Genomic DNA, 21,405 nt, shown 5'->3' on the forward strand with positions numbered 1-21,405 from the left:
TTGGTTTCATAGGTCGTGCCCGATAATGCGCTCGAAGAGGCGGGTTCGCGACTTGTCGACGACATGCTGCGCGTCGCGCCGTTGGCTCTGCGTAAGACCAAGGAGACACTCAACCGAGCTATCGGGATTCTCGATCTAAAAAGCGTTCTCGACCTTGAACAGGCCACGCAGCTCGAATGCATTCAAGGTGGCGACTTCCAAGAGGGCCTACGGGCCTTCATCGAGCGCCGCTCCCCTCGCTTCGGATCCGAGCAGGACCGATAGGTGACACGATCCTCAACGTCCAGACATCTCGAACGCGATCCACATCAGTTTTGGGGCTACGAATAGCGCTCGTCGCCTCGGGTCGCACGAAACGCACGCCGTCGAGCGCGCCGTCAAGTGAAAGCGGATCATAGGCTTTCGCTAAACCGCTGGCGTTGCCAATCGCACCTGGCCGGAATCTCGGCCGCGTGTGGTTGCGGCATGTCGAACAGTTCGTGCCAGTCAGGGTTTTCATAAACGCATAGTGCAGTGGGCCGGGACTGGCCCAGCTTGTCCTCCAACCACTCCGAGTAGTTCGACAGGTCAAGCCCTTCACCAACGCATTGCGAAGTCGGCGCCGCGACCATCAGTTCGATCCAACGACACGCTATGCCGCACGATGACCGCCTGCTCGGGTCTGGAGCTTGGCGGGCCTGATCCGATTCAGTTTTGTAACGCCTGATCCGATTCAGTTTTGTAACGGACGGGCAGGAGCGGTAGCGAATGCACAATCCGTGACACGTGCTGAGGGTTTAGACCGATCCAAGTGTCGAGGCCGAGCGGCTCGGCCACCTCGTCGCGAATATAAGAAACCCACACGACGTCGGCTGTGTGAAACGGTGCAGCAGTTGGGCGCTCGACTTAGGGCCTTCCATATTGCGAACATGGCTATACATACATATCTGATTGTTTCTTCCGGGGCGCTTCAACTCTCTTTCATCCGCCCATGCCACACATTGGCCGTCCAGGCGAATGATCCATGCGCGCATGCATGTAGTCTGGACCAGGGTAGCTCGTGGGCCGATGGAAGGGACTCTGATGAGCGACACAGATGTGGGCCGGTTCGGCCGAATTCGATATGACGTTCCGCTTCCGGGAATCGCCCGGATCACGCTCTCCCGCGCTGACAAGTACAATGCGCAGGACCGTCGAATGCTCTATGACTACGACGCCATATTCGGGGCCCCAGTCGTGTCGTCAACGGGCCGGTCAGCGCTAACCTTTCCGGCGGCGGTCCTGGCACGACCTATTGTGCGCCACCAGGAAGATTGGGATGACTTCTTGCGCAATGGGATAGCGCAAATTCTGTGGCGATGGCCGGCAGCGCCGACTCGTCACCGGCCAGCAGATGCCAATCGGCGGCGGGGTCGGGGGTGTAGGCACCGCCGGGGCCCATCAGATAGATCACCTGACCGGGCTGGGCCGACGCCGCCCAGACACCGGCCACGCCGTGCTCGCCGTGCACCACGATGTCCAGCGAGATCTGGCGGGCCGCCGCGTCGACCTTGCGAACGGTGATGGTCCGCACCGACGGCCTTTTCTCGGGCGGCAGTATCGAGAAGCTGTCCTGGGTCAACGGCTGGGGCAACCCGGCCACGTCGATGTCGTCGGCGACGAATACCAACTTGACGTAGGAGTCGGTAAAGTTGCTCGGCACGAACGTGTCGAACTGACTGCTGCCCAACGTCACACGCACCATGTGCGGTGTGATTTGTTGGGTACCGACGACTTCGAAACGTTGAAGTGGTCGACCTGCCACGTGTCCTCCTGTTCCGAACCGACCCCAGCCGACTATACGAGTCGGGCCGTTGCCGCAGGTCGGCCGCCACCGCGGCGCGCAAATGCGCCGTTATCCGCGCCGATACCGGGACAATGGAGGCATGAGCGAGGCCGAGGGTCTGGACATTCCGCCATTGGCGCCGGCGCGGACGCTGTCCGCGGGCGTGAAGCCGCTGCTGGTATTGGCGAAGATTCGCGGCATCATGGACGCCTTCACGCTGTCCGAGCCGGAGCTGACGCTCAGCGAGATTCGGGCCCGCACCGGGTATCCGACCTCGACGGTGCAGCGGCTGGTGGCCAATTTGGTGGCCGAGGAGTTCCTCGATCGGGTGGGCGACCGTTTCCGGATCGGAGCCCGGGTGGCGTACTGGGCGGCCCCGGTGACCAGCAGCATGGGTCTGCTGGACGTGGTGACACCGGCCCTGGAAACGCTGCGCGACGCCAGCGGCGAGACGGCGTGCTTCTTCCGCCGCGAGGGGCCCTTCCGGGTGTGTGTCGCACTTGCCGAGACCCGCCACGGGATCCGCCGCGAGATGCACGTCGGCAAAGTCATTCCGCTCTCCGTCGGGTCGGCCGGCCGGGTGTTGATGGCCTGGGACGATGAGGCATTGGAAGAGGTGCTGCGTTCCGAGTTGATCCAGTTCACCCCGGCGACCGTCACCGATCCAGAGTTGTTGCGCGCCAAGGTCGAACAAGCGCGCCGGATGGGCTTTGCGATCACCAGCGGCGAACGCGACGAAGGGGCTACCGGTATCGCGGCCCCGGTGTTCGATTCGCACGGTCAGGTGCTGGGTGCGCTGATGATCAGCGGACCGAGCTTTCGGTTCTCGCACGAGCTCGCCGAACTGTGGGCCGACAACGTCGTCGGCGCTGCCGACCAGGTGACCCGCACTCTCGGTGGCCGGCTTCCGTATTGAGCTAGCCCGCGAACGGTGGGCGCGCCATCACCGTGAGCTTCAGACCGTATCGGGGTGTCCGGAGTCCTCCGCCGTCTGCGCCACCGACGCGTGGCAGGCCACCGATGACGTTTCCGCTTCCCGTCCCGGTGTCCGGCGCCTCGCGGATGTTGCTGATCGCGGCTGGCGTCGCGGCGTGGTCGGCGGCCTGGACCCCATTCGCGGCGACTTCAACGCCGCCACCGACCAACGCCGGGGTCACGGCAGGGGGCACGGCGGCCGCGGCGGCTCCCCCGAGCGCGCCGGTGGATTTCGCGATCGAGACAAAGGTGTTGGCCAGACCGGCGGAGAAGAACGGCAGGCAGGCCCTCGGTGTTGTAGAACGTGGTGGAAAACGGCGCGTAGAACGTCATCAGATCACCCAGCCATCCCAGCGGACCCGTGGTCAGCGCGTCCTTCACCGGATCATCGGCCGGTGCGGCGGCCTGCATACCGGTGGACAGCTTTCCCAACGCCGAGGTGATCTGGCTCATCTGGTCGTGCAACGTGTTTTGCGCCGCACCCGCCGAGGTACCGGTGGCCGCGGCGACCGCGGACCGCTGGCTTCCGATACCGGCCGGGTTGGTGGTGTGGGGCGCCGGGGTGAACGGCTTGACCGCCGCGGTGTGCGCGGATCGGCCCGCATAGCGGTACATGGTGGCCGAGTCGATTGCCCACATCTCCGCGTACTGGGCTTCCAAAGCCGCAATCTGCCCGGTGTTTTGGCCCAGCACATTGGTGGACAGCAGCCGCGCCAGATTGACCCGGTTAGCCGCGATCACCGGCGGAGGCACGATCGCGGTATGCGCCGTTTCGAAGGCCGACGCGGCGGACATGGCTTGACTGGCCGCATGCTCGGCCGCGGCGGCAGTGGTTCTCATCCATTCCACATAGGGGGTGACGGCCTCGGTCATCGATGCCGAGGCCTGCCCTAACCACTCCTCGCTGGACAACGTGTTCACCACCCTGTCGTAGGCCACGGTGGCCGAATTCAGCTCGGAAGCAAGGGAATTCCACTCAGAAGCCGCCCCCATCAGCGAGGCCGAGCCCGCACCCGCGTACATCGGCCCCGAATTGACCTCCGGCGGCAACGCCCCAAAGTCAAGCATCGCGAGCCCCTTAACCGGTTGCGATCGCGTTGGCGGCCTCCGTAGCCGCATACGATCCCGAGCTGAGATCCAAAGCGTTGACAAACATCTCGTGAATCTCCATCGCCTGCTGACTGACCTGCTGATACAGCTGCCCATGGGCGGTGAACTGTGCCGCGGTCAATATCGACACGTGGTCTGCGGCAGCGGAAATCACCGCAGTGGTCGGCGCCGACGCCGCCGCATTCTGGGCCGCAGACGCGGAGCCGATCGCCCGCAATGCACCGGCCGCCGCGGCCAACGCTTCCGGTTGCGCGGTAACAAAGGACATCTGATCTCCTTATTCAATAACCTTGCGGCTCAACGGTCCTGCAAAGTGGTGTTCGAATTGTGTTCTGGGCCATGACGTTATCCCACCGATGGTAGACGAGCCGTAAAACCGGGCCGGAATCCGTATTCGCGGGGCGGCAAGCCGCCACCACGTCTGCCGCGGGCCGGCGCCATCGGGGGCAACAGTGCCTCCGGTCGATTCGAGGGCCCGCCGGCACCCTCGGTGCCGATCGCCCGGAGCATGGACGCTTCTGCAACCTTGGGTGTTGTCGCAGACCAGCGCGCCGGCACAGATAACGAGCCAATCTTGTTCGACGAAGCCAAGTTCGCCGAGATCAGCTTACCACCGAGGCTGACCGGCGCCGCGAGGGCGGGCGTGGCGGAGAAGCCCACCGCGCCCCCGGCGGCGACGTGCTCGGGCCACAGCACACCGATTTGCGCGAAAATCAGGGAGCCCACATAGATCATCGGCCAGTAGATGACGTCCAAGGGACCGAACAGGAGTCCTTTTACCTGACTGGACAAGGTATTGACGATGTCGGTGAGCGATGTCTGCGACGGCCCGCCGGTCGCGGCCGCCGCGGCGACGGCAGCTTGCTGTCGGGCCAGTCCGGCTTGGTCGGTGGTGTGGACCGGCTCGGTGAACGGGACCAATTGCGTTGCGGTTGCCGCGAAGCCGGCGTATCCGTTCATGGCGGCGGCGTCCTGCGCCCACATCTCGGCGTAGCCGGCCTCGGTGGCGGCGATCGCCGCGGTGTTCTGCCCGAAAAAGTTGGTCGCGACGAGCATCAGCAACCGCGCTCGGTTCTCGGCGATCACCGGCGGCGGGACCGTCATCGCGAAGGCCGCATCGAAGGCCGACGCGACGGCCTTGGCCTGCGCGCTGGTCTGTTCGGCCAGCGCGGCCGCGGCACTGAGCCACGAGATGTAGGGCGTGGCGGCGGCCAGCATCGATCTGGACGCCGGGCCGAACCACGACGAACTCGTCAGCTCAGCCGTCACCGACGAATAGCTGGAAGCGCTCGATGCCAGTTCGGCCGCCAGGTAGTCCCAGGCCGCGGCCATCATGGGCCCCGGTCCGGCCCCGGCATACATTCGGCCCGAGTTGATCTCCGGCGGTAGCGCCCCGAAATCGATCATCGCAACTCCCGGGCCGTCATAGCGGGTTGATCTCTTCGAGGCTGCGCCGCGACGTGCGCGGCCTCAGCGCGAGAACGGCGGCGATGACGACGGCCAATGCGGTTGCCACCGCGGTGAACATCGCGCCCGCACCGTAGTGGTCCAGGATAGTGACCAGCACGAAAGGCGAAGCGCCACTGGATAACCGGGACAGCGAGTACGTCCATCCGACGGCCGTGGCCCGCACGGTGGTCGGGAAGACCTCGGCCTGATACACGTGATAGACGTTGGAGAAGACGTTGCTCGTCGCGGTGGTCAAGAAGCCGAACAGGACGATCAGCGGCACCGACGACTGGGTCGCGAACAACAGTCCGAACGCCGCGACGGCCACGATCGAGCCGACCAGCAGGAACTTGCGTTCGAATCTCGCCAGCAGCGGGATGGCCGCCAGGGAGCCGATCGGATATCCCACAAACGACAGCGCGCTGAACAGCATCGAGGACGTGACGCCGTAACCGCGGCTGACCAGCACCAGCGCGGCGAGGGTGCCGAACCCGTAGTAGCCGTAGGTCTGAAACAAGTGGAACACCGTCAGCATCACGACCCGGCGGTTGTACGGAGCCCGCCGCAATTGCGTCAGGCCCGATTGAGTGGGCCTCCCAACGCCGGCGCGATCGGCGTCGGGAGGAGTATCGATCTGCGCCGCAAGCAGATTCGATCCGGCGGCGAAGACGTTCAGGGCCCGCTGCGCCTCGTCGTGGCGTCCCGCGGACGCAAGCCAGCGCGGCGACCCGGGCACCCACCGGTTCAGGACGAACACGATCAGAGCGCCCCCGGCCCCCAGGCCCAGCAGCCAACGCCACCCCGTGATGCCCAGCGGCGAACGCTGGGTCAGCCACCAGGCCAGGAAGCCGGCGAAGGGGACCGCGAGGAACGAACAGGTGTAGGCGTAGGAGGCCATTCGGCCGCGCTGCTCTTTGGGTAGGACGTCGGCAAGGTAGGTGTCGGCCACCGGGTACACCGCGCCGATCCCGACGCCGGCCAAAATCGGGCGAGCACCAACAGCGCCGGAGACGGCGCAAAGGCACCGGCCAGCGAGAAGGCCGAAAACAGCTGAGCCCGAGCAGGAACGCCCTCCGGCGACCTATCCGGTCAGCGAGCCGACCGAAAAATGCTGCGCCGACGAACATTCCGATGAACGACGACGCCAGCACCAGTTTGAGCGCGGTGCCGCGCACGCCGAAGTTGTGCTGCAGCGTGGCGCTCAGGGTGCTGGACAGGAAGATCTCGTACATCTCGAAGAACAAGCCGAGCCCCACCGCGACGACGACCTTGCGGTGTACCGCCCCCCACCGGCAAGCGATCCAGTTGCTCGCCGACAGAGTCCGCGGTCACTGCCGTGATCGGTGTTGCGGTCATTCAGAGCCCCTCGTCGTCGAGAACCCGCCATGCCCACATCGTGTCTACAAAGTGGTTTGTCGCTTGCATTGTGAGCCATGCACCAACATCCGACTGTAGCGGCCCGCATCACCGAATGGAAGAGTCTCTTGCCATATTGTGGGTAGCAATGCGCGATGTCGGTTACAGGAGGTCTCCAGTGAACGAAGCCAACGGACCGCTTGACCGGGTACGCGTCCTTGAGCTGGGCAATTACATAGCCGCGCCGACCGCGGGCCGACTGTTGGCCGATTTCGGCGCCGTGGTCATCAAGATCGAGCACCCGGAAACCGTTGACGAGTTGCGCACCTGGCGGCTGTACTCCGGCACGACGTCGATGCTGTTTCGCACCATCAACCGCAACAAAAAGTCGGTGGTGGTCGACCTCAAGACCGAGCGGGGCCAGGTGATCGTGCGTGAGTTGGCCCGGAGCTGCGACGTCGTGCTGGAGAACTTCCGCCCGGGGACCCTGAAGCGGTGGGGCATCGGCCCGGCCGAGCTCGCCGCGGAGAACCCCGATCTGATCATCGTGCGGGTGTCGGCCTACGGGCAGACCGGACCGCGTCAGCAGCAACCCGGATTCGCCGCGGTCGCCGAGGCGATGGCGGGGCTGCGGGCACCGACCGGCGAGCCGGACCGTCCGCCGTCACGGGTGGGTGTGTCCATCGGCGACTCCATCGCCGGCATCTACGCCGCGTTCGGCGCGTTGGTCGCGTTGCATCAACGCCAAAAGGACCGTGTCGCAGGCAGATCCACCCCGGTGGCCGACCGGACCGTCGACGTCGCGCTGACCGAAGCCATCTTCTCGGTGATGGAATCGTTGGTCCCGGAGTACGACGCCTACCAGGTCACGCGTGGCCGCACCGGCGGGCGCATGGAAGGCATCGCCCCGTCGAACGCCTACCGGTGCAGCGACGGCCGCTAGGTGGTCATCGCCGGCAACGGCGACGGCATCTATCGCCGGTTCATGACGCTGATCGGCCGGACCGACCTCGCGCAAGACGCACGCTTGGCCAACAACGCGCTGCGGTGACAGGCCCGCGACGAGCTCGACGCGGCGATCGGCGAGTGGACCGCCAGCATGCCCGCGCGCGAAGCACTTTCGGCGCTCGAGGCGGCCGGTGTGCCCGCCGGCCCGATCAACACCGCGGCCGACATCAAGGCCGACGAGCAGTTCCTGGCGCGCGGCATGATCCAGCACCTACCGGTTTCCACCGGCACCGAGATGCTGCCCAGCGTGGCGTTCCCGGGCATCGTGCCGCGGATCGGCGACGGTGCGCGTGCGATCCGCACCCTCGGACCGGATCTCGGCGAGCACACCGACGAAATAGAAATACTTGGCGCCCTGGCGCTTGACCCTCCGAATGTCGAGGAGCTGATCGGATGATGACCCCAGTGCGATTGCGCGACGTCACGCTGCGCGACGGCTTGCAGCTGACCCGCAAGCTGCTCGGCACCGACACGAAAGTCCAACTGGCGCGGGCATTGCTGGACTCGGGCATCGACGCGCTGGAGATCGGGGCGATGGCGCGCCCCGACAAGGTGCCGCCGATGGCCAACACCCTCGAGGTCATCGCGGCGCTGACTCCCGAAGAGCTGCAACGGTGTTGGGTGTGGACGGCCACCCCGCGCGGCGTCACCCGGGCGATCGAAGCCGGCGCGCGCAACGTCGAATACTGCCTCTCGGTCAGTGACCAGCACAACCACGCCAATGTCGGGCGGACCACCGAGCAGAGCATGGCCGCCTTGCCCGAGGCCGTCGACTTCGCGGCGGTGGCCGGCGCCCGGCTGCAGCTGTTGTTGGCCACCGCATTCACCTGCCCGTACCGGGGGCCGGTCGACCCGCAACGGGTCGTCGACCTGGTGCGCGATCCCCGCACGGCGAACATTTCGAGCGTGGTGCTGTGCGACACGCTGGGGCAGGCCACGCCCGAACAGGTGCGGCAGTTGGTCAAGCGGGTGCGCGACAAAGCACCCGAGTGCGAGATCGTCTTCCACGGGCACGACACCTGGAGCCTCGGCGTGGCCAACACCCTCGCCGCCATCCAGGTGGGGGCCTCGATGGTCGACGGGGCGCTCGGCGGCCTGGGTGGCTGCCCTTTCGCTCCCGAAGCCAGCGGCAACACCTCGACCGAGGATCTGCTGTTCGCGCTGCAGCCCCCGTGGCTGACTCCCCCGATCTTCGCCGGAGTCGTGACCGCGGGCGGGCGGCTGCTGGACGAGTTGGGCGTGGAGAACCGCTCCCGCGCCGCCCAGGGCGCACGGTCCACGGTGGACGCATCCCCCTGGGTCAGCTAACCCGCGGCCGCCGACGCACGGCGCGCCCGCACGATTCGCCACTGCCCGTCGTCGCGTGCGGCCAACCCGGACACCGAGCATCGCCAGTGGTCCCAGCACCTGCTCGGGCATCAGCCCGGAAGCGACCGCGATCTCGTCGACCGTCGCGGCGCCGCGACCGGGCAACGCCTCGTACACCTGGCGTTCGGCCTCGCCCAGGGCGTCCAGGGCCGTCGCGGGCCGGGGCTCTTCGACGGCGAGTTCGCCCATGCGGCCGCCGAGTTCGACGACGTTGTCGGCCCGGGTGACCAGCTCGTCGCCGTGGCGCAGCAGCTCATGACAGCCCGCCGAGGCCGACGAGGTGACGGGCCCGGGCACCGTGGCCACCACCCGGCCCAGCGCCCGCGCCCAGGCCGCGGTTTTCGCGACCCCGCTGCGTAGCCCGGCCTCCACCACGACGACGGCCCCCGCGACCGCGGCGACCAGACGATTGCGGGTCAGGAACCGGTGCCGGGCCGGCCGCAGGCCCGGCGGGTATTCGCTGAACAGCAAGCCGTGCTGGCCGATGCGATGCAGCAACGCCGAATGCCCGGCCGGGTAAGGGATGTCGATCCCGCCGGCCAGCACAGCCACGGTGATTCCGTCGCCGGCCAGTGCCGCGCGGTGGGCCGCACCGTCGATGCCGTAGGCGCCGCCGGAGACCACCGCCACGTCGCGCTCGGCCAGGCCAACGGCCAGATCGGCGCTCACCTGTTCGCTGTAGGCGGTGGCCGCGCGGGTGCCGACCACCGCGGCGGCGCGCTGGGTCACCTCGTCCAGGCGCACGGCACTTAACGCCCACAACACCAGCGGTGGTGCGGCGCCGGGCCGCGCCCCGGCGCCGTCGAAGGCCGAGAACGCGAGCAATGGCCATTCCGGGCAGTCGGGGGTGATCAGCCGGCCGCCGCAACGGGTGAGCCACTCGAGATCAGCTGCGGCGGAGTCGATTTCCCGCCTGGCCGCGGTCCGCCGCACCAGCTCGTCGCCGACCAGCCCGCGCCGGACCCGGCCGGCCGCCTCGACCGGGCCCACGGATGCCACCAGTGCGGACAGCGCCGCACACGGCGGCTCGGCCACCCGCGACAGGTACGCCCAGGCCGGCCAGCTGGGGTCGTCGAACGGCGCGGTCATCGCTGCGCCCCCAACTGCCGGAAGCTCAGCGCGGCGGCCACCTCGTCGACCCCGGGAGAGCTCCGGCCGGCCAGGTCGGCAAGACTCCACGCGACGCGCAACGTGCGGTCGAGCCCGCGAATGCTGAGCAGCCCGCGCTCCACCGCCAGCCGCAGCGGATCCATGGCCTTACCACCGGGCCGGTACTTTCGCCGCAACAGCGTTCCGCTCACTTCGGCGTTGGTGGTGAAACCGTGTGGCCGCCACCGCGCGGCGGCCGTGTCACGGGCCTGGGCCACCCGTTGCCGCACCTGCTCGGAGGATTCACCGTCGACGGCAGCGAACGCGCCGGTCCGCACCGGATGCATCTGTACCCGCAGGTCCACCCGATCCAGCAACGGGCCCGACAGCTTGCCCAGGTAGCGGCGTTTGGTCGCGGCCGGGCACATGCAGTCCTGTGGATCGGCCGGCGCGCAGGGGCACAGGTTGGCGGCCAGCACCAGCTGAAACCGGGCGGGGTAGCACGCCACGCCATCGCGGCGTGCCAGACGAATGAGCCCGTCCTCCAATGGTGTTCGCAGCTCTTCCAGCGCGCCGACGCTGATCTCGGCGCATTCGTCGAGGAACAGCACGTCACGGTGCGCCCGGCTGACGGCGCCCGGGCGGGCCATGCCCGAGCCGCCGACGACGAGGGCGGCCACGCTGGAACTGTGGTGTGGTGCCACGAACGGCGGCTGGGTGATCAACGGCGTGTCCGCCGACAGCAGGCCGGCCACCGAGTGAATCGCGGTGACCTCCAGGGCCTCGCTGTCGGTCAAGCGGGGCAGCAACCCCGGAAGCTGTTGCGCCAGCATCGTTTTACCCACCCCCGGCGGGCCGGTCAGCATCAGGTGATGGGCCCCGGCCGCGGCCACCTCGACCGCGAAACGTGCTTGCGCCTGCCCCACCCGTCGGCCAGATCCCCCGCCGGCTTGCGATCGGTGGGCGGCGCGCTGTTCCGCTCGTGCAGCCGGGCCGCACCGCCGAGCCAGCTCTGCAGCTGCCCCAGCGTGCGCGAGCCCCAGACGTCGATCCCGTCGATCAGGCTGGCCTCGGCCAGGTTGTCCACCGGGACGACGACGGCGGGCCAGCCGTCGCGTTTGGCGGCCAGCACCGCGGGCAGCACCCCACGCACCGGCCGGATCCGGCCGTCCAGCGACAGCTCGCCGAGCAGCACCGTCTTTTCCAGGCGCTCCCACGGATTCTTGCGCTGTGCCGACAACACCGCCGCCGCCAGGGCGATGTCGAAGACCGATCCCATTTTCGGCAGTGTCGCCGGGGACAGCGCCAGCGTGAGCCTGGCCATGGGCCAGTCGTTTCCACAATTGGTGACCGCGGCGCGCACCCGGTCGCGTGACTCCTGCAACGCGGCGTCGGGCAGGCCGACGAGGTGGACCGCGGGCAGCCCCGAGGTGATGTCGGCCTCGATCTCCACGATGTGACCGTCCAGGCCGCGCACCGCGACCGAGAACGCGCGTCCCGGCGCCATCAGCCGATTCCCTGCAGATGTGAGATCTCCGGCGTGCGCCTGGAACATCCCGGCCCGAGCCGCACCCCGATCACGTCGATGCGGACCGCCGCCCAGCGGCCGTCCTGAGCGGCCAGCCACAGCCCCGCCAGTCGGCGTAACCGCCGGACCTTGCGGGGGGTGACCGCGTGCGCCAAACCCCCGTAGCCGTCGCCGGTACGCGTCTTGACCTCGACGAACACCAGCGTGCGGGTGGCGTCTTCGGCGGCGATCACGTCGAGTTCGCCGTAGCGACATCGCCAGTTGCGATCCACGATGCGCAGCCCCATCCGCGTCAGGTAATCCACGGCGAGGGCCTCACCCAGCGCTCCCAGTTCGATGCGCGTCCTGTCGGCCCCGGAGGCCTTTGCGGTCGTCATGCCGCCAAACCTGCCCGCCGGGCCCGACACGACACGCCCGGACGGGCGTCGAGGACCCCGCCAACGACGAGTTATCCCCAGTCGGGTGTTCATCCACAGCGATGACCGGAATCGGTCTGCGCCGCAGCGGAATTCGGCTAGATCCGGTCCGCGCGGGTGTAGACGTTCATCGAGTCCTCGCGCAGGAACGCCACCAGGGTGAGCCCGGATTCCTCGGCCAACGACACCGCCAGCGACGACGGCGCCGACACCGCGGCCAGCACCGGGATCCCCGCCAGCACCGCCTTCTGCGTGATCTCGAACGACGCCCGCCCGCTCACCAGCAACACCGAACCGACCAGTGGGATCCGCCCGTGCTCCAGCGCCCAGCCGATGACCTTGTCGACGGCGTTGTGCCTGCCGATGTCCTCGCGGACCACCAGCATGGTGCCGCCGGCGTCGAACAGCGCCGCGGCGTGCAGGCCGCCGGTGCTGTCGAAAACCTTTTGCGCACTGCGCAATTGACCCGGCATCGCCTTGAGCGTGGCGGCGGCAACGGTGACCGGATCCTCAGCCGGGGTGAAGCGGCTGATCACCCGGACCGCGTCCAGCGACGCCTTGCCGCACACCCCGCACGAGGACGTGGTGTAGAAGTTGCGGGTGACGCCGAGATCGGGCGGAGCCACGCCCGGGGCCAGCGTCACGTCCAGCACGTTGTAGGTGTTGGCGCCGTCCTGACCGCGGCCGCCGCAGTACCGGATCGTCAGCACGTCTTCGCGGCGCACGATCACGCCTTCGGTGAGCATAAAGCCTTGCGCAAGTTCGATATCCGCGCCGGGGGTCCGCATCGTCACCGTCACCGGTGTGCCGTTGACCCGGATCTCCAGCGGCTCCTCGACGGCCAGGGTTTCGGGCCGGATGACGGCCTGACCTGCGTTGACGTGCGTCGCGCGGCGGCGCGCGGTTACGTTGCCCACGGCGTGGCTACTTTGGTGCAGCGCTGAAACCTCATCAAGCCAAACTACATTGACCGGCGATCGGCCGCCGGGGCCGCAATGACGCGGCCCTGACGTGCGGCATTTCGACACCGGGTGGTTACCTTTGCTTTAGGGTCGACATGGCTTGTCGGATGATGGGCATGGGGATTTCCGCGGTTGGGGCGTGCGTCGACAGGGTTCGGCGGGCGTCGGGCCGGCGACATCGCCGGAGATGAGGCACAAGATGGCAGCTGGATCAGCAGGCGACGCGGCGATGCCGGGCGGGGAGAAAGCCGATCCGGCCACCGTCTTCGCGGCTCTTGCCGAAATCATCTATCAGGGCTCGGACGCCAAGGAGATGTACGCGGCCATCTGTGTCGCGGCGACGCTGGCCGTCCGCGGCTGCGACCACGCCAGCCTGCTGGTCCTCGACGGCGATCGCTATGTCACGGTCGGCGCCAGCGACGCGCTGGCCGCGAAAATCGACGAGATGGAGCTGGAGGCCGGCGACGGCCCCTGCCTGGACACGATCGAGGAGGAGACGCCGCAGATCGACGCCGACCTGACCACGCCGTCGCACTGGCCGAAGCTGGCGGCCAGGCTGCTCGAGGAGACGCCGGTGCGCGGTGCGATGGGCTTTCGGCTGCTGGTCAACAAGCGCAAGGGGGCGGCGCTCAACCTGTTCAGCGACACCCCCAACATGTTCGACGGCGAGGCCGCCGGGCGCGCGGCGGTGCTGGCCTCGTTCGCCAGCGTGGCCATCAACGCGGTGGCCAAGGGAGAAGATGCCGCCAGCCTGCGGCGGGGGCTGCTCAGCAACCGCGAGATCGGCAAGGCCGTCGGCATGCTGATGGCGCTGCAGGAGCTCACCGAGGACGAGGCGTTCGACCTGCTCCGCCGGCACTCGCAGGCCCTGAGCATCAAGCTGGCCGACGTCGCGCGGGCGGTGATCGAACGCCGCGGCGACCTGCCGCCCGACGGCGACCAAGAGCCCGGCACCTGACTACTCGGGGAGCCGCAGCTCGGGCTTCTCCACTTCTTCGATGTTGACGTCCTTGAACGTCACCACCCGCACCTGCTTGACGAACCGGGCCGGCCGGTACATGTCCCAGACCCAGGCGTCGGACAGGCGCAGCTCGAAGTAGACCTCGCCGTCGGCGTTGCGCGGCACCATCTCGACGCTGTTGGCCAGGTAGAAGCGCCGTTCGGTTTCCACCACGTAGCTGAACTGGCCGACGATGTCCTTGTATTCGCGGTAGAGCGAGAGCTCCATCTCGGTTTCGTACTTTTCGAGATCCTCGGCACTCATCTGCTCAGACGTCCTTTTCCTGCCTGATTTCCTGACTCCACGGTCGCGACGGCCTGGTCGCCCTGTGAGAAGTCTGCACCCATCTTTCCTCACGGGTGTCCGCAACGCTCGTCCGGAGGGTTCGGTTTGAATTCGGCCACCAGTCGCGTCCGGTCGCCGTCCCCCGATGACGAGGCCACGCGCCGAACGTTGATGAACGAATGGCGGTGCTCGGCACACGGCCCCAGCCGGGTCAGCGCGCTGCTGTGCGCGGCCGTGCAGTAGCCCTTGTGGTCGGCGAAGCCGTAACCGGGATGATCGGCGTCCAAAGCGACCATCAGCCGGTCGCGGCTGACCTTGGCCAGCACGCTGGCCGCGGCGATGCAGGCCGCGGCCGCGTCCCCACCGATCACCGGCAGCGACGGCATCGGCAGCCCGGGCACGCGGAAACCGTCGCTCAACACATATCCGGGGCGCACCGACAGACCGGCCACCGCGCGCCGCATGCCCTCGATGTTGGCGACGTGCACCCCGCGCCGGTCGACTTCGGCCGGCGGAATGAACACCACGTGATAGGCGACCGCGTAGCGGCAGATCAGCGGGAACAGCTTCTCCCGCGCCTTCTCGGTGAGCTTCTTCGAATCGTCAAGGGCGGCAAGGCTTTCCAGTCGATTGGGCCCCAGCACGCAGGCCGCCACCACCAGCGGGCCCGCGCAGGCACCGCGGCCGACCTCGTCCACCCCGGCCACCGGCCCGAGGCCGCTGCGATGCAGCGCGGATTCCAGGGTGCGCAACCCCGTCGACTTGCGGATCACCGTCCGCGGCGGCCACGTCAGGGTCATATCCGGGCCAAGGCTACTGGCCTTGCTGGGGGTTCACCGAACCCACTCCACCCCATCGCGTCGGCGGCCAGACGATGAACCTGGCCTTGCCGATGACGTTGGCCACCGGCACCGTCCCCGACATCGGATCACCAGTGCACAGAATGCCTTTGAGCGCATCGGCCGGCGTGCTGGTGCAGTGGGCGCGCGAGTCCGCCGAGTGGGTGCGGTTGTCGCCCATCACCCACAACCGCCCGGCCGGGACGGTGACCGGCCCGAATTCGCTACCCAGGCACGGGTATACCGACGGGTCGGCCATCATCGTTGCCGGCTTGAGATACGGCTCCTTGAGCGGCTTGCCGTCGACCGTCAACCCGGTGTCGGCCCGGCATTGCACCGTCTGCCCGCCGGTCGCGATGACCCGCTTCACCAGATCGTTCTCGTCCGGCGGCACGAAGCCGATGAACGACAGCGCGTTCTGGATCCAGCGCAGCGCGGTGTTGGCAGACCGGATCGACTTGTATCCGGTGTTCCACGACGGCGGTCCCTTGAAGACGATGACGTCGCCCGGGTGCGGTGAGCCGAAGCGGTAGGTGAGCTTGTCGACCATGATCCGGTCGCCGACGCAACCCGCGCATCCGTGCAGCGTGGGCTCCATCGACTCGGACGGGATCAGGTACGGACGCGCCACGAACGTCAAAATGACGTAGTAGAGGACGATCGCGGTGACCGCCAGGATGGGCAGCTCGCGCAGCGCGGACTTCTTCTTGGGTTCCGGCTCGTCGGCGACGGACTCGTCGGATTCGGCGTCCGGCGCGGGGGCCGGCTCGTCGGCGTCCGGGACGCGGGTGGAGATCTTCGGCTCCGACCGACCAGGCTCGGACTGGGGCTCGGGCGAGTCCGTGGAATCCGTCACGGGATCAGCGTAGCCAGCGCCGTGCGAGGGTCGTCAAAACGTCTCGGAAACCGCACGGGCGCACCACGGCGGCCGCCGAGACGCGCGCGGTCAGCGCTTTTCCTTGATCTTGGCCTTCTTACCGCGAAGTTCGCGCAGGTAGTACAGCTTGGCCCGGCGAACGTCGCCACGGGTCACCACCTCGATGTGGTCGATGGTCGGCGAGTGCACCGGGAAGGTCCGCTCGACGCCGACGCCGTAGCTCTCCTTGCGCACCGTGAAGGTCTCGCGGATGCCGCCGCCCTGCCGGCGGATCACCACGCCCTTGAACACCTGGATCCGCTCCTTGGCACCCTCGATGACCTTGACGTGCACGTTGATGGTGTCGCCCGGGCTGAAGGCCGGGATGTCGCCGCGCAGCGACGCCTGATCGACGAAGTCCAGCCTGTTCATGTGAGAGACACTTCCTTGAGGTCGCGGCGTGCGGAAACTGCCCGCACGCAGGGGTGGTCGGTAAGCCGATTCGGCTTTGGGTCGTATCTCGCAGCAGGCGGTAACCGCACAGCGCTGGAGACAACTGGTCAATTGTGCCAGACACCCCGCATGCATTGAAAATCACACGTAAACGCTGCGATTCATGCCGCATCTAACGCGCTGGTGAATGGTACATATGACTGGGGTCATACCACGCTAGCCACTACCCGAACTCGAAGACGCCCGGGCAGATTGCGAAACGGCCGCCCACATGCAGGTTTACGTCAGAGGACTTGGGAGAAGATCAGATGCGTGTACGCCCCCGCACCGCACTCGCCGCCGTCGCGGCGGTGACGCTGGTGCTGGCCGGGTGCGACGAGGCGAGGCTCGCGGCAAAAGCCCAGCTGAAGTCGTCAAACACGTCCGCTGGCGCGTCCTCGGATCACCAACCGCAACTCATTCAGTTCCTGCTGGAAACCATCGACGCGCCCGCGGCGCCGACGGTGCTGGACGCGCTGCCGGGCGGCGGACTGGGCGGCTTGCGGGCACGCATCCAGCAGACCACCGACCAGGCCGCCGCCAGCGGGGCCACCCTTTCGGTGGGCATCCTGGACCGCAAGACCCATGAGCTGATCTCCAGCGGCAACAGCCAGATCATCGGCACCGCCTCGGTGGCCAAGCTGTTCATCGCCGACGACCTGCTGCTGGCCGAGGCCCAGGGCAAGACCACGCTGTCCCCCGACGACCGGCAGGCACTCGACCTGATGTTGCAGTCGTCCGACGACGGGGCCGCCGAGAAATTCTGGGGTCAGGGCGGCGGCGACAGCATCATCACCGCGGTGGCCAACCGCTACGGGCTGTCGTCGACCTTCCCGCCGTCGGACGGGCGCTGGTGGAACACGACGAGCTCGCTGACCGACCTGATCCACTACTACGAGAAGCTGCTCGACGGGTCCGGCGGGCTGTCCGCGGACCGGGCCAAGATCATCGTCAACGACCTGGCCAAATCCACCCCGACCGGGGTCGACGGTTACCCGCAGCGGTTCGGTATCCCCGACGGTCTGTTCGCCGAGCCGGTGGCGGTCAAGCAAGGCTGGATGTGCTGCGTCGGCACGGAGTGGATGCATCTGTCGACCGGCGTGGTGGGCCCCGACCGCCGCTACATCGTGGTCATCGAGTCGCTGCAGTCCTCCGACGACGCGACGGCGCGCGACACGATCACCCAGGCCGTCAAGACGATGTTCCCCGACGGCCGGATCGCGCCCATCCCCTTCTAAGGGTCGCCCGGCTGCAGATCGGGGCGGCGCTCGCGCGTGCGCCGCAGCGACACCTCCCGACGCCAGGCCGCGATGCGCGCGTGATCGCCCGACAGCAGTACGTCGGGTACGTCGAGGCCGCGCCAGCTCGGCGGCCGGGTGTAGCTGGGGCCCTCCAACAGACCGCCCAGCACCTCCGAGTGCGAATCCTCGCGATGCGACGCCGGGTTGCCCAGTACGCCGGTCAGCAGCCGCAGCACGGACTCGATCATCACGACGGCCGCCGACTCGCCGCCCGGCAGCACGTAGTCGCCGATCGATACCTCTTCGACGCGCCTACGGCGCGCGGCGTCCTCGACGACGCGGTGGTCGATGCCCTCGTAGCGGCCGCAGGCGAACACCAGATGCTGTTCGGTGCTCCAGCGCGCGGCGGTGGGTTGTTTGAACAACTTGCCGGCCGGCGTGGGAACGACCAATAGCGTTTCCGCAGAGCAGATTTCGTCCAGTGCCTCACCCCACACCGGCGCCTTCATCACCATCCCCGGCCCGCCGCCGTAGGGCGCGTCGTCCACCGAGTGGTGTACGTCATGGGTCCACCCGCGCAGGTCGTGTACCCGCAGATCGACCAGCCCCGACGCAATCGCCTTGCCGGGCAACGATTGCCGCAGCGGGTCCAGGTAGGCCGGAAAAATCGTCACGACGTCTATGCGCACCGGCTACCCCAGATCCAGCAGGCCCTCGGGCGGATCGATTTCGACCATCCGGTCGGCCAGCGACACCGACGTGACGATCGCATTCACGAACGGCACCAACACTTCCCGGGTTTGTTCGCCGTCGGTTCGGTGCACCGCCAACAGCTCTCCGGCCGCGGTGTGCAGCACCTCGGCGACGACACCGAGATCCTGTCCCGTCGTGGTCCGGACCCGCAGACCCTCGAGCTGGTGGTCGTAGTAGGTGTCCGGCTCGTCGATCGGCGGCAGGTCGTCCGAGTCCACCACGAACAGGCTGCCGCGCAGCGCGTCGGCGGCATCGCGGTCGTCCACGCCGGCCAGCCGCACCAGCAGCCGGCCGCCGTGTTCGCGCGCGCCGGCGACCACATAGCTGCGTTCTTCGCCTTGGCCACGGGATGGCTTGGCGCGCAAGGTAATTCCTGATGCGAAGCGCTCATCGGGATCGTCGGTGTGAACTTCCACGACCACCTCGCCGGTGATGCCGTGCGCTTTCACGACGCGCCCGACGAGCAGCTCCATGAGGAAAAGGACCTACTGGTCGGTGTCCACCACGTCGACCCGGATGCCGCGGCCACCGATACCGGCGACCAGCGTGCGCAACGCCGTCGCGGTACGCCCCCCGCGACCGATCACCTTGCCCAGATCCTCGGGGTGGACATGCACCTCGACGGTGCGCCCACGCCGGCTGGTCACCAGGTCCACCCGGACGTCGTCCGGGTTGTCCACGATTCCGCGCACCAGATGCTCGACAGCGTCGACCACGACCGTACTCATCGCTTCAGCTTTCCGTCGGCAGCTCGCCGCCCTCGGCCGGGGCCTCGGCGGTCTGGGCCTCGGCTTCGGCAGGTGCCTCGGCGGCAGGAGCCTCGTCGGCGGCATCGGCGGCCTCGTCGGCCTTGGCGGCCTTCTTGGCCGGGACCTTCTTCTTCGGCTTGGCCGCCTCGGTGGTCGGGCCGCCGTCGGCCTCGGCCAGCGCGGCGTTGAACAGCTCCAGCTTGCTGGGCTTGGGCGGGGCTACCTGCAGGCTGCCCTCGGCGCCGGGCAGACCCTTGAACTTCTGCCAGTCTCCGGTGATCTTGAGCAGCTTGACGACGGGTTCGGTCGGCTGCGCGCCCACCGACAGCCAGTACTGGGCCCGCTCCGAGTCGATCTCGATCAGGCTCGGGTCTTCCTTGGGGTGGTAGCGGCCGATCACCTCGATCGAGCGGCCGTCGCGCCGCGTACGTGCGTCGGCGACGGCGATGCGGTACTGCGGGTTGCGGATCTTGCCAAGCTGGGTGAGCTTGATCTTCACAGCCATGATTAAGCGAATTCTCCTGTGGGTGTCACGCTGCAATTCAGCGACCAGGGCGGGATGCCCGGACCCGGTTTTGCCTCGCGTGTGTGACCGCCGAACAAGCACCCCGACAACGGGCGGGTCGCGCGGCGGACAGCCGCCTATTGTGCCAGAACGAGCGCCGTCGGCTGAAATTCGCCCGCGTCAATGCGTCGCGGCCGTCAGTGGCCGGATCCGCGCGGCTGGTTGGCGAGGAAACACTGCACCCGCAGGGCGGCGTCTTTCGGCGGGACGCCCATGTCCACCAACCGCCGGGTCACTTCGGCGGACGGAATACCGGAGTCAAGATCGTTCGTGATCACGTGGACGCTGGGAAACCACTCTTCCGCAGTAACCCCGGGCGGCGGGGGCTTCGTGTCGCCTCCCAGGCAATTGGCATAACCGACGACGCCGGTATCGGCGTGGGCAGACGGCGCCCCCGCCAGCACGACGGGGGCGAGGGGCAAGAAGACGGCGGCGCAAATGCCGGCCGCCGCAGCGACATGGATGGAACGCATGCCTTAAGGTACCGCGGCTACCGCGTTCGATCACCGCGTTCGCGGCGTCACATGATCTTTTGGAAGACCTTCGTCTCCACCCGGCGCGACATCCGCCAGCCCGCCGGGGTGCGGACGAACTCGTCGTCGTACCAGAGCCCGCAGAACATCACCTGGTCTCCAGGTTGGCCGGAGTCGCCGGGCAAGACCATCGGGTTGAAGCAGATCACCCGTGAGGAGGCGGTGTCCCCGTCGATCTGGACCGAGAAGTTGCCGAGCATGTGGGCGTACACCGGGAAGTTCGGCAGCACCTCCGACAGCCACTTCTTGACCTCGGGAAAACGGCCCTCGATCCCTCCCAATGCCGTGTAGTCAATGTAGGCATCTTCGGTGAACACCTTGTCCAAATCGTCGAATCGCCGCTGGTCGATCGCTGTGGAATAGTCCACCATCAGCTGCTGGATCTCCAGACGGTCGGAAATTTCGGCCAGGCTCAACATGCCTTGATTCAACACCGGGGCTGACCGGGACGTCGCGGCGACTCGCCACCACCGCCCGGGCAGGTTCAGTTCCCTTGTGTTCCAGCGTTTTTCGCGACGGCAGCGGCTGGCGGTCGGCGGAAGCTGATCGCCAACCGGTTGTAGGCGTTCATCAACCCGATGGCGATGGTGAGATCGACCAATTCCTTTTCGTCGAAGTGTGCGGACGCCGCCGCGTACACGTTATCCGGGACACCCGTCGTCGCTACCCGGGTGACGGTTTCGACCCACGCCAAGGCGGCGCGCTCGCGGCCGTCGAACACCTCGCCGGCTTCCTCCCACACCGGAACCAGCGCGATCTTCTCGTTGGACATCCCCAACTCGCGCAAGTCCCGCGAATGCATGTCGATGCAGTAGGCGCAGCCGTTGATCAGCGACACCCGCAGGTACACCAAGGTCAGCAGCTCCGGCGCCAGACCCGACTGGCTCAGGTAGAGGTGCACGCCCCCAAGCAGTTTCACATCCCGCGGAGCCGCGGCTTCGTAGTCGATCCGTTGACTCATAGCTGCCTCCTCCCCCATTCCCATACCACGCAAAGCCGCCCAGGAGAATAATCCCAGCTATGAAAG

General features: G+C 67.5%; 20 protein-coding genes and 7 pseudogenes. 6 read left to right on the plus strand and 21 right to left on the minus strand.

Annotated features, from left to right (window positions below; genetic code table 11):
- Positions 1 to 15 precede the first annotated feature (15 nt).
- Positions 16 to 264: an enoyl-CoA hydratase/isomerase family protein gene (locus T428_RS35365; protein WP_211243913.1), complete on the plus strand. Its 249-nt coding sequence runs from the start codon at positions 16 to 18 to the stop codon at positions 262 to 264.
- Positions 265 to 1,333: 1,069 nt separating this feature from the next.
- Here the strand turns inward: T428_RS35365 and T428_RS26800 are convergent.
- Positions 1,334 to 1,783 (minus strand): annotated as a pseudogene (locus tag T428_RS26800) (siderophore-interacting protein); the annotation flags it as partial.
- Between the two features lie 121 nt (positions 1,784 to 1,904).
- On the opposite strand from T428_RS26800, the gene T428_RS0109305 reads away from it, so the two are divergent.
- Positions 1,905 to 2,720: an IclR family transcriptional regulator gene (locus T428_RS0109305; RefSeq protein WP_051465176.1), complete on the plus strand. Its 816-nt coding sequence runs from the start codon at positions 1,905 to 1,907 to the stop codon at positions 2,718 to 2,720.
- A 1-nt stretch (position 2,721) separates the two neighbouring features.
- On the opposite strand, the pseudogene T428_RS26805 reads toward T428_RS0109305, so the two are convergent.
- From T428_RS26805 to T428_RS35370, 5 genes and pseudogenes are all read right to left on the minus strand, one after another.
- Positions 2,722 to 3,847, minus strand: a pseudogene (locus tag T428_RS26805) (PPE family protein).
- Positions 3,848 to 3,857: 10 nt separating this feature from the next.
- On the minus strand, positions 3,858 to 4,157 hold the full coding sequence (locus tag T428_RS0109315; protein WP_025736269.1) for a PE family protein: 300 nt from the start codon (positions 4,155 to 4,157) through the stop codon (positions 3,858 to 3,860).
- Positions 4,158 to 4,234: 77 nt separating this feature from the next.
- Positions 4,235 to 5,296: a PPE family protein gene (locus T428_RS0109320; RefSeq protein WP_036467596.1), complete on the minus strand. Its 1,062-nt coding sequence runs from the start codon at positions 5,294 to 5,296 to the stop codon at positions 4,235 to 4,237.
- A gap of 16 nt (positions 5,297 to 5,312) precedes the next feature.
- Positions 5,313 to 6,320, minus strand: a complete 1,008-nt coding sequence (locus T428_RS26810) for an MFS transporter (RefSeq protein WP_281173755.1) — start codon at positions 6,318 to 6,320, stop codon at positions 5,313 to 5,315.
- A 124-nt stretch (positions 6,321 to 6,444) separates the two neighbouring features.
- Positions 6,445 to 6,570 (minus strand): annotated as a pseudogene (locus T428_RS35370) (hypothetical protein); the annotation flags it as partial.
- Positions 6,571 to 6,842: 272 nt separating this feature from the next.
- On the opposite strand from T428_RS35370, the pseudogene T428_RS26815 reads away from it, so the two are divergent.
- A pseudogene (locus tag T428_RS26815) lies at positions 6,843 to 8,099 on the plus strand (CaiB/BaiF CoA transferase family protein).
- The gene (locus tag T428_RS0109335) at positions 8,099 to 9,010 is read left to right on the plus strand and encodes a beta/alpha barrel domain-containing protein (RefSeq protein WP_025736271.1); all 912 of its coding nucleotides are present in this window, start codon (positions 8,099 to 8,101) and stop codon (positions 9,008 to 9,010) included. The pseudogene T428_RS26815 and the gene T428_RS0109335 overlap by 1 nt, the downstream one beginning before the upstream one ends.
- Here T428_RS0109335 and dprA read toward each other — a convergent pair.
- The 4 genes and pseudogenes from dprA to fdhD all read right to left on the minus strand — a co-directional run bounded on the left by dprA (position 9,007) and on the right by fdhD (position 13,020).
- Positions 9,007 to 10,159 (minus strand): annotated as a pseudogene (gene dprA, locus T428_RS31870) (DNA-processing protein DprA). The gene T428_RS0109335 and the pseudogene dprA overlap by 4 nt on opposite strands.
- A pseudogene (locus T428_RS26820) lies at positions 10,156 to 11,666 on the minus strand (YifB family Mg chelatase-like AAA ATPase). Before T428_RS26820 ends, dprA begins: the two co-directional pseudogenes overlap by 4 nt.
- On the minus strand, positions 11,666 to 12,064 hold the full coding sequence (locus tag T428_RS0109350; protein ID WP_025736273.1) for a YraN family protein: 399 nt from the start codon (positions 12,062 to 12,064) through the stop codon (positions 11,666 to 11,668). Before T428_RS0109350 ends, T428_RS26820 begins: the two are co-directional and overlap by 1 nt.
- Positions 12,065 to 12,201: 137 nt before the next feature.
- Entirely contained in the window at positions 12,202 to 13,020 is an 819-nt protein-coding gene (fdhD, locus tag T428_RS0109355) for a formate dehydrogenase accessory sulfurtransferase FdhD (protein ID WP_025736274.1), read from the minus strand.
- A 244-nt stretch (positions 13,021 to 13,264) separates the two neighbouring features.
- On the opposite strand from fdhD, the gene T428_RS0109360 reads away from it, so the two are divergent.
- Positions 13,265 to 14,023, plus strand: coding sequence for a GAF and ANTAR domain-containing protein (locus tag T428_RS0109360; protein WP_036467726.1), 759 nt, complete (start codon positions 13,265 to 13,267; stop codon positions 14,021 to 14,023).
- Here the strand turns inward: T428_RS0109360 and T428_RS0109365 are convergent, their stop codons facing one another.
- The 4 genes and pseudogenes from T428_RS0109365 to rplS form a co-directional block, all read right to left on the minus strand.
- On the minus strand, positions 14,024 to 14,329 hold the full coding sequence (locus T428_RS0109365) for a DUF2469 domain-containing protein (RefSeq protein WP_007171389.1): 306 nt from the start codon (positions 14,327 to 14,329) through the stop codon (positions 14,024 to 14,026).
- Positions 14,330 to 14,333: 4 nt separating this feature from the next.
- A pseudogene (locus tag T428_RS0109370) lies at positions 14,334 to 15,150 on the minus strand (ribonuclease HII).
- A gap of 13 nt (positions 15,151 to 15,163) precedes the next feature.
- Positions 15,164 to 16,045, minus strand: coding sequence for a signal peptidase I (lepB, locus tag T428_RS0109375; RefSeq protein WP_025736277.1), 882 nt, complete (start codon positions 16,043 to 16,045; stop codon positions 15,164 to 15,166).
- 90 nt (positions 16,046 to 16,135) lie between these two features.
- Entirely contained in the window at positions 16,136 to 16,477 is a 342-nt protein-coding gene (gene rplS / locus T428_RS0109380) for a 50S ribosomal protein L19 (protein WP_025736278.1), read from the minus strand.
- Between the two features lie 329 nt (positions 16,478 to 16,806).
- Between rplS and T428_RS0109385 the strand changes: the two genes are divergently transcribed.
- Positions 16,807 to 17,775, plus strand: coding sequence for a serine hydrolase (locus tag T428_RS0109385; protein ID WP_025736279.1), 969 nt, complete (start codon positions 16,807 to 16,809; stop codon positions 17,773 to 17,775).
- Here the strand turns inward: T428_RS0109385 and trmD are convergent.
- From trmD to T428_RS0109420, 7 genes are all read right to left on the minus strand, one after another.
- Positions 17,772 to 18,467 carry a tRNA (guanosine(37)-N1)-methyltransferase TrmD gene (gene trmD, locus T428_RS0109390; protein WP_025736280.1) on the minus strand — a complete coding sequence of 232 codons (696 nt, stop codon included), beginning with the start codon at positions 18,465 to 18,467 and terminating at the stop codon, positions 17,772 to 17,774. The two genes, T428_RS0109385 and trmD, sit on opposite strands and share 4 nt — an antisense overlap.
- 3 nt (positions 18,468 to 18,470) lie before the next feature.
- On the minus strand, positions 18,471 to 19,004 hold the full coding sequence (gene rimM / locus T428_RS0109395) for a ribosome maturation factor RimM (RefSeq protein ID WP_025736281.1): 534 nt from the start codon (positions 19,002 to 19,004) through the stop codon (positions 18,471 to 18,473).
- A 12-nt stretch (positions 19,005 to 19,016) separates the two neighbouring features.
- Positions 19,017 to 19,259 (minus strand): RNA-binding protein, encoded by a 243-nt coding sequence (locus T428_RS0109400; RefSeq protein WP_025736282.1) that lies wholly within the window; start codon positions 19,257 to 19,259, stop codon positions 19,017 to 19,019.
- A gap of 4 nt (positions 19,260 to 19,263) precedes the next feature.
- Positions 19,264 to 19,785, minus strand: a complete 522-nt coding sequence (gene rpsP, locus T428_RS0109405; RefSeq protein WP_025736283.1) for a 30S ribosomal protein S16 — start codon at positions 19,783 to 19,785, stop codon at positions 19,264 to 19,266.
- Between the two features lie 197 nt (positions 19,786 to 19,982).
- Positions 19,983 to 20,318, minus strand: a complete 336-nt coding sequence (locus T428_RS0109410) for a hypothetical protein (protein WP_025736285.1) — start codon at positions 20,316 to 20,318, stop codon at positions 19,983 to 19,985.
- 47 nt (positions 20,319 to 20,365) lie between these two features.
- Positions 20,366 to 20,797, minus strand: coding sequence for a nuclear transport factor 2 family protein (locus tag T428_RS0109415; protein WP_025736286.1), 432 nt, complete (start codon positions 20,795 to 20,797; stop codon positions 20,366 to 20,368).
- Positions 20,798 to 20,862: 65 nt separating this feature from the next.
- Positions 20,863 to 21,339 carry a carboxymuconolactone decarboxylase family protein gene (locus tag T428_RS0109420; RefSeq protein ID WP_025736287.1) on the minus strand — a complete coding sequence of 159 codons (477 nt, stop codon included), beginning with the start codon at positions 21,337 to 21,339 and terminating at the stop codon, positions 20,863 to 20,865.
- Between the last annotated feature and the right edge of the window lie 66 nt (positions 21,340 to 21,405).

Source organism: Mycobacterium genavense ATCC 51234 (assembly GCF_000526915.1).
Lineage (GTDB): Bacteria > Actinomycetota > Actinomycetes > Mycobacteriales > Mycobacteriaceae > Mycobacterium > Mycobacterium genavense.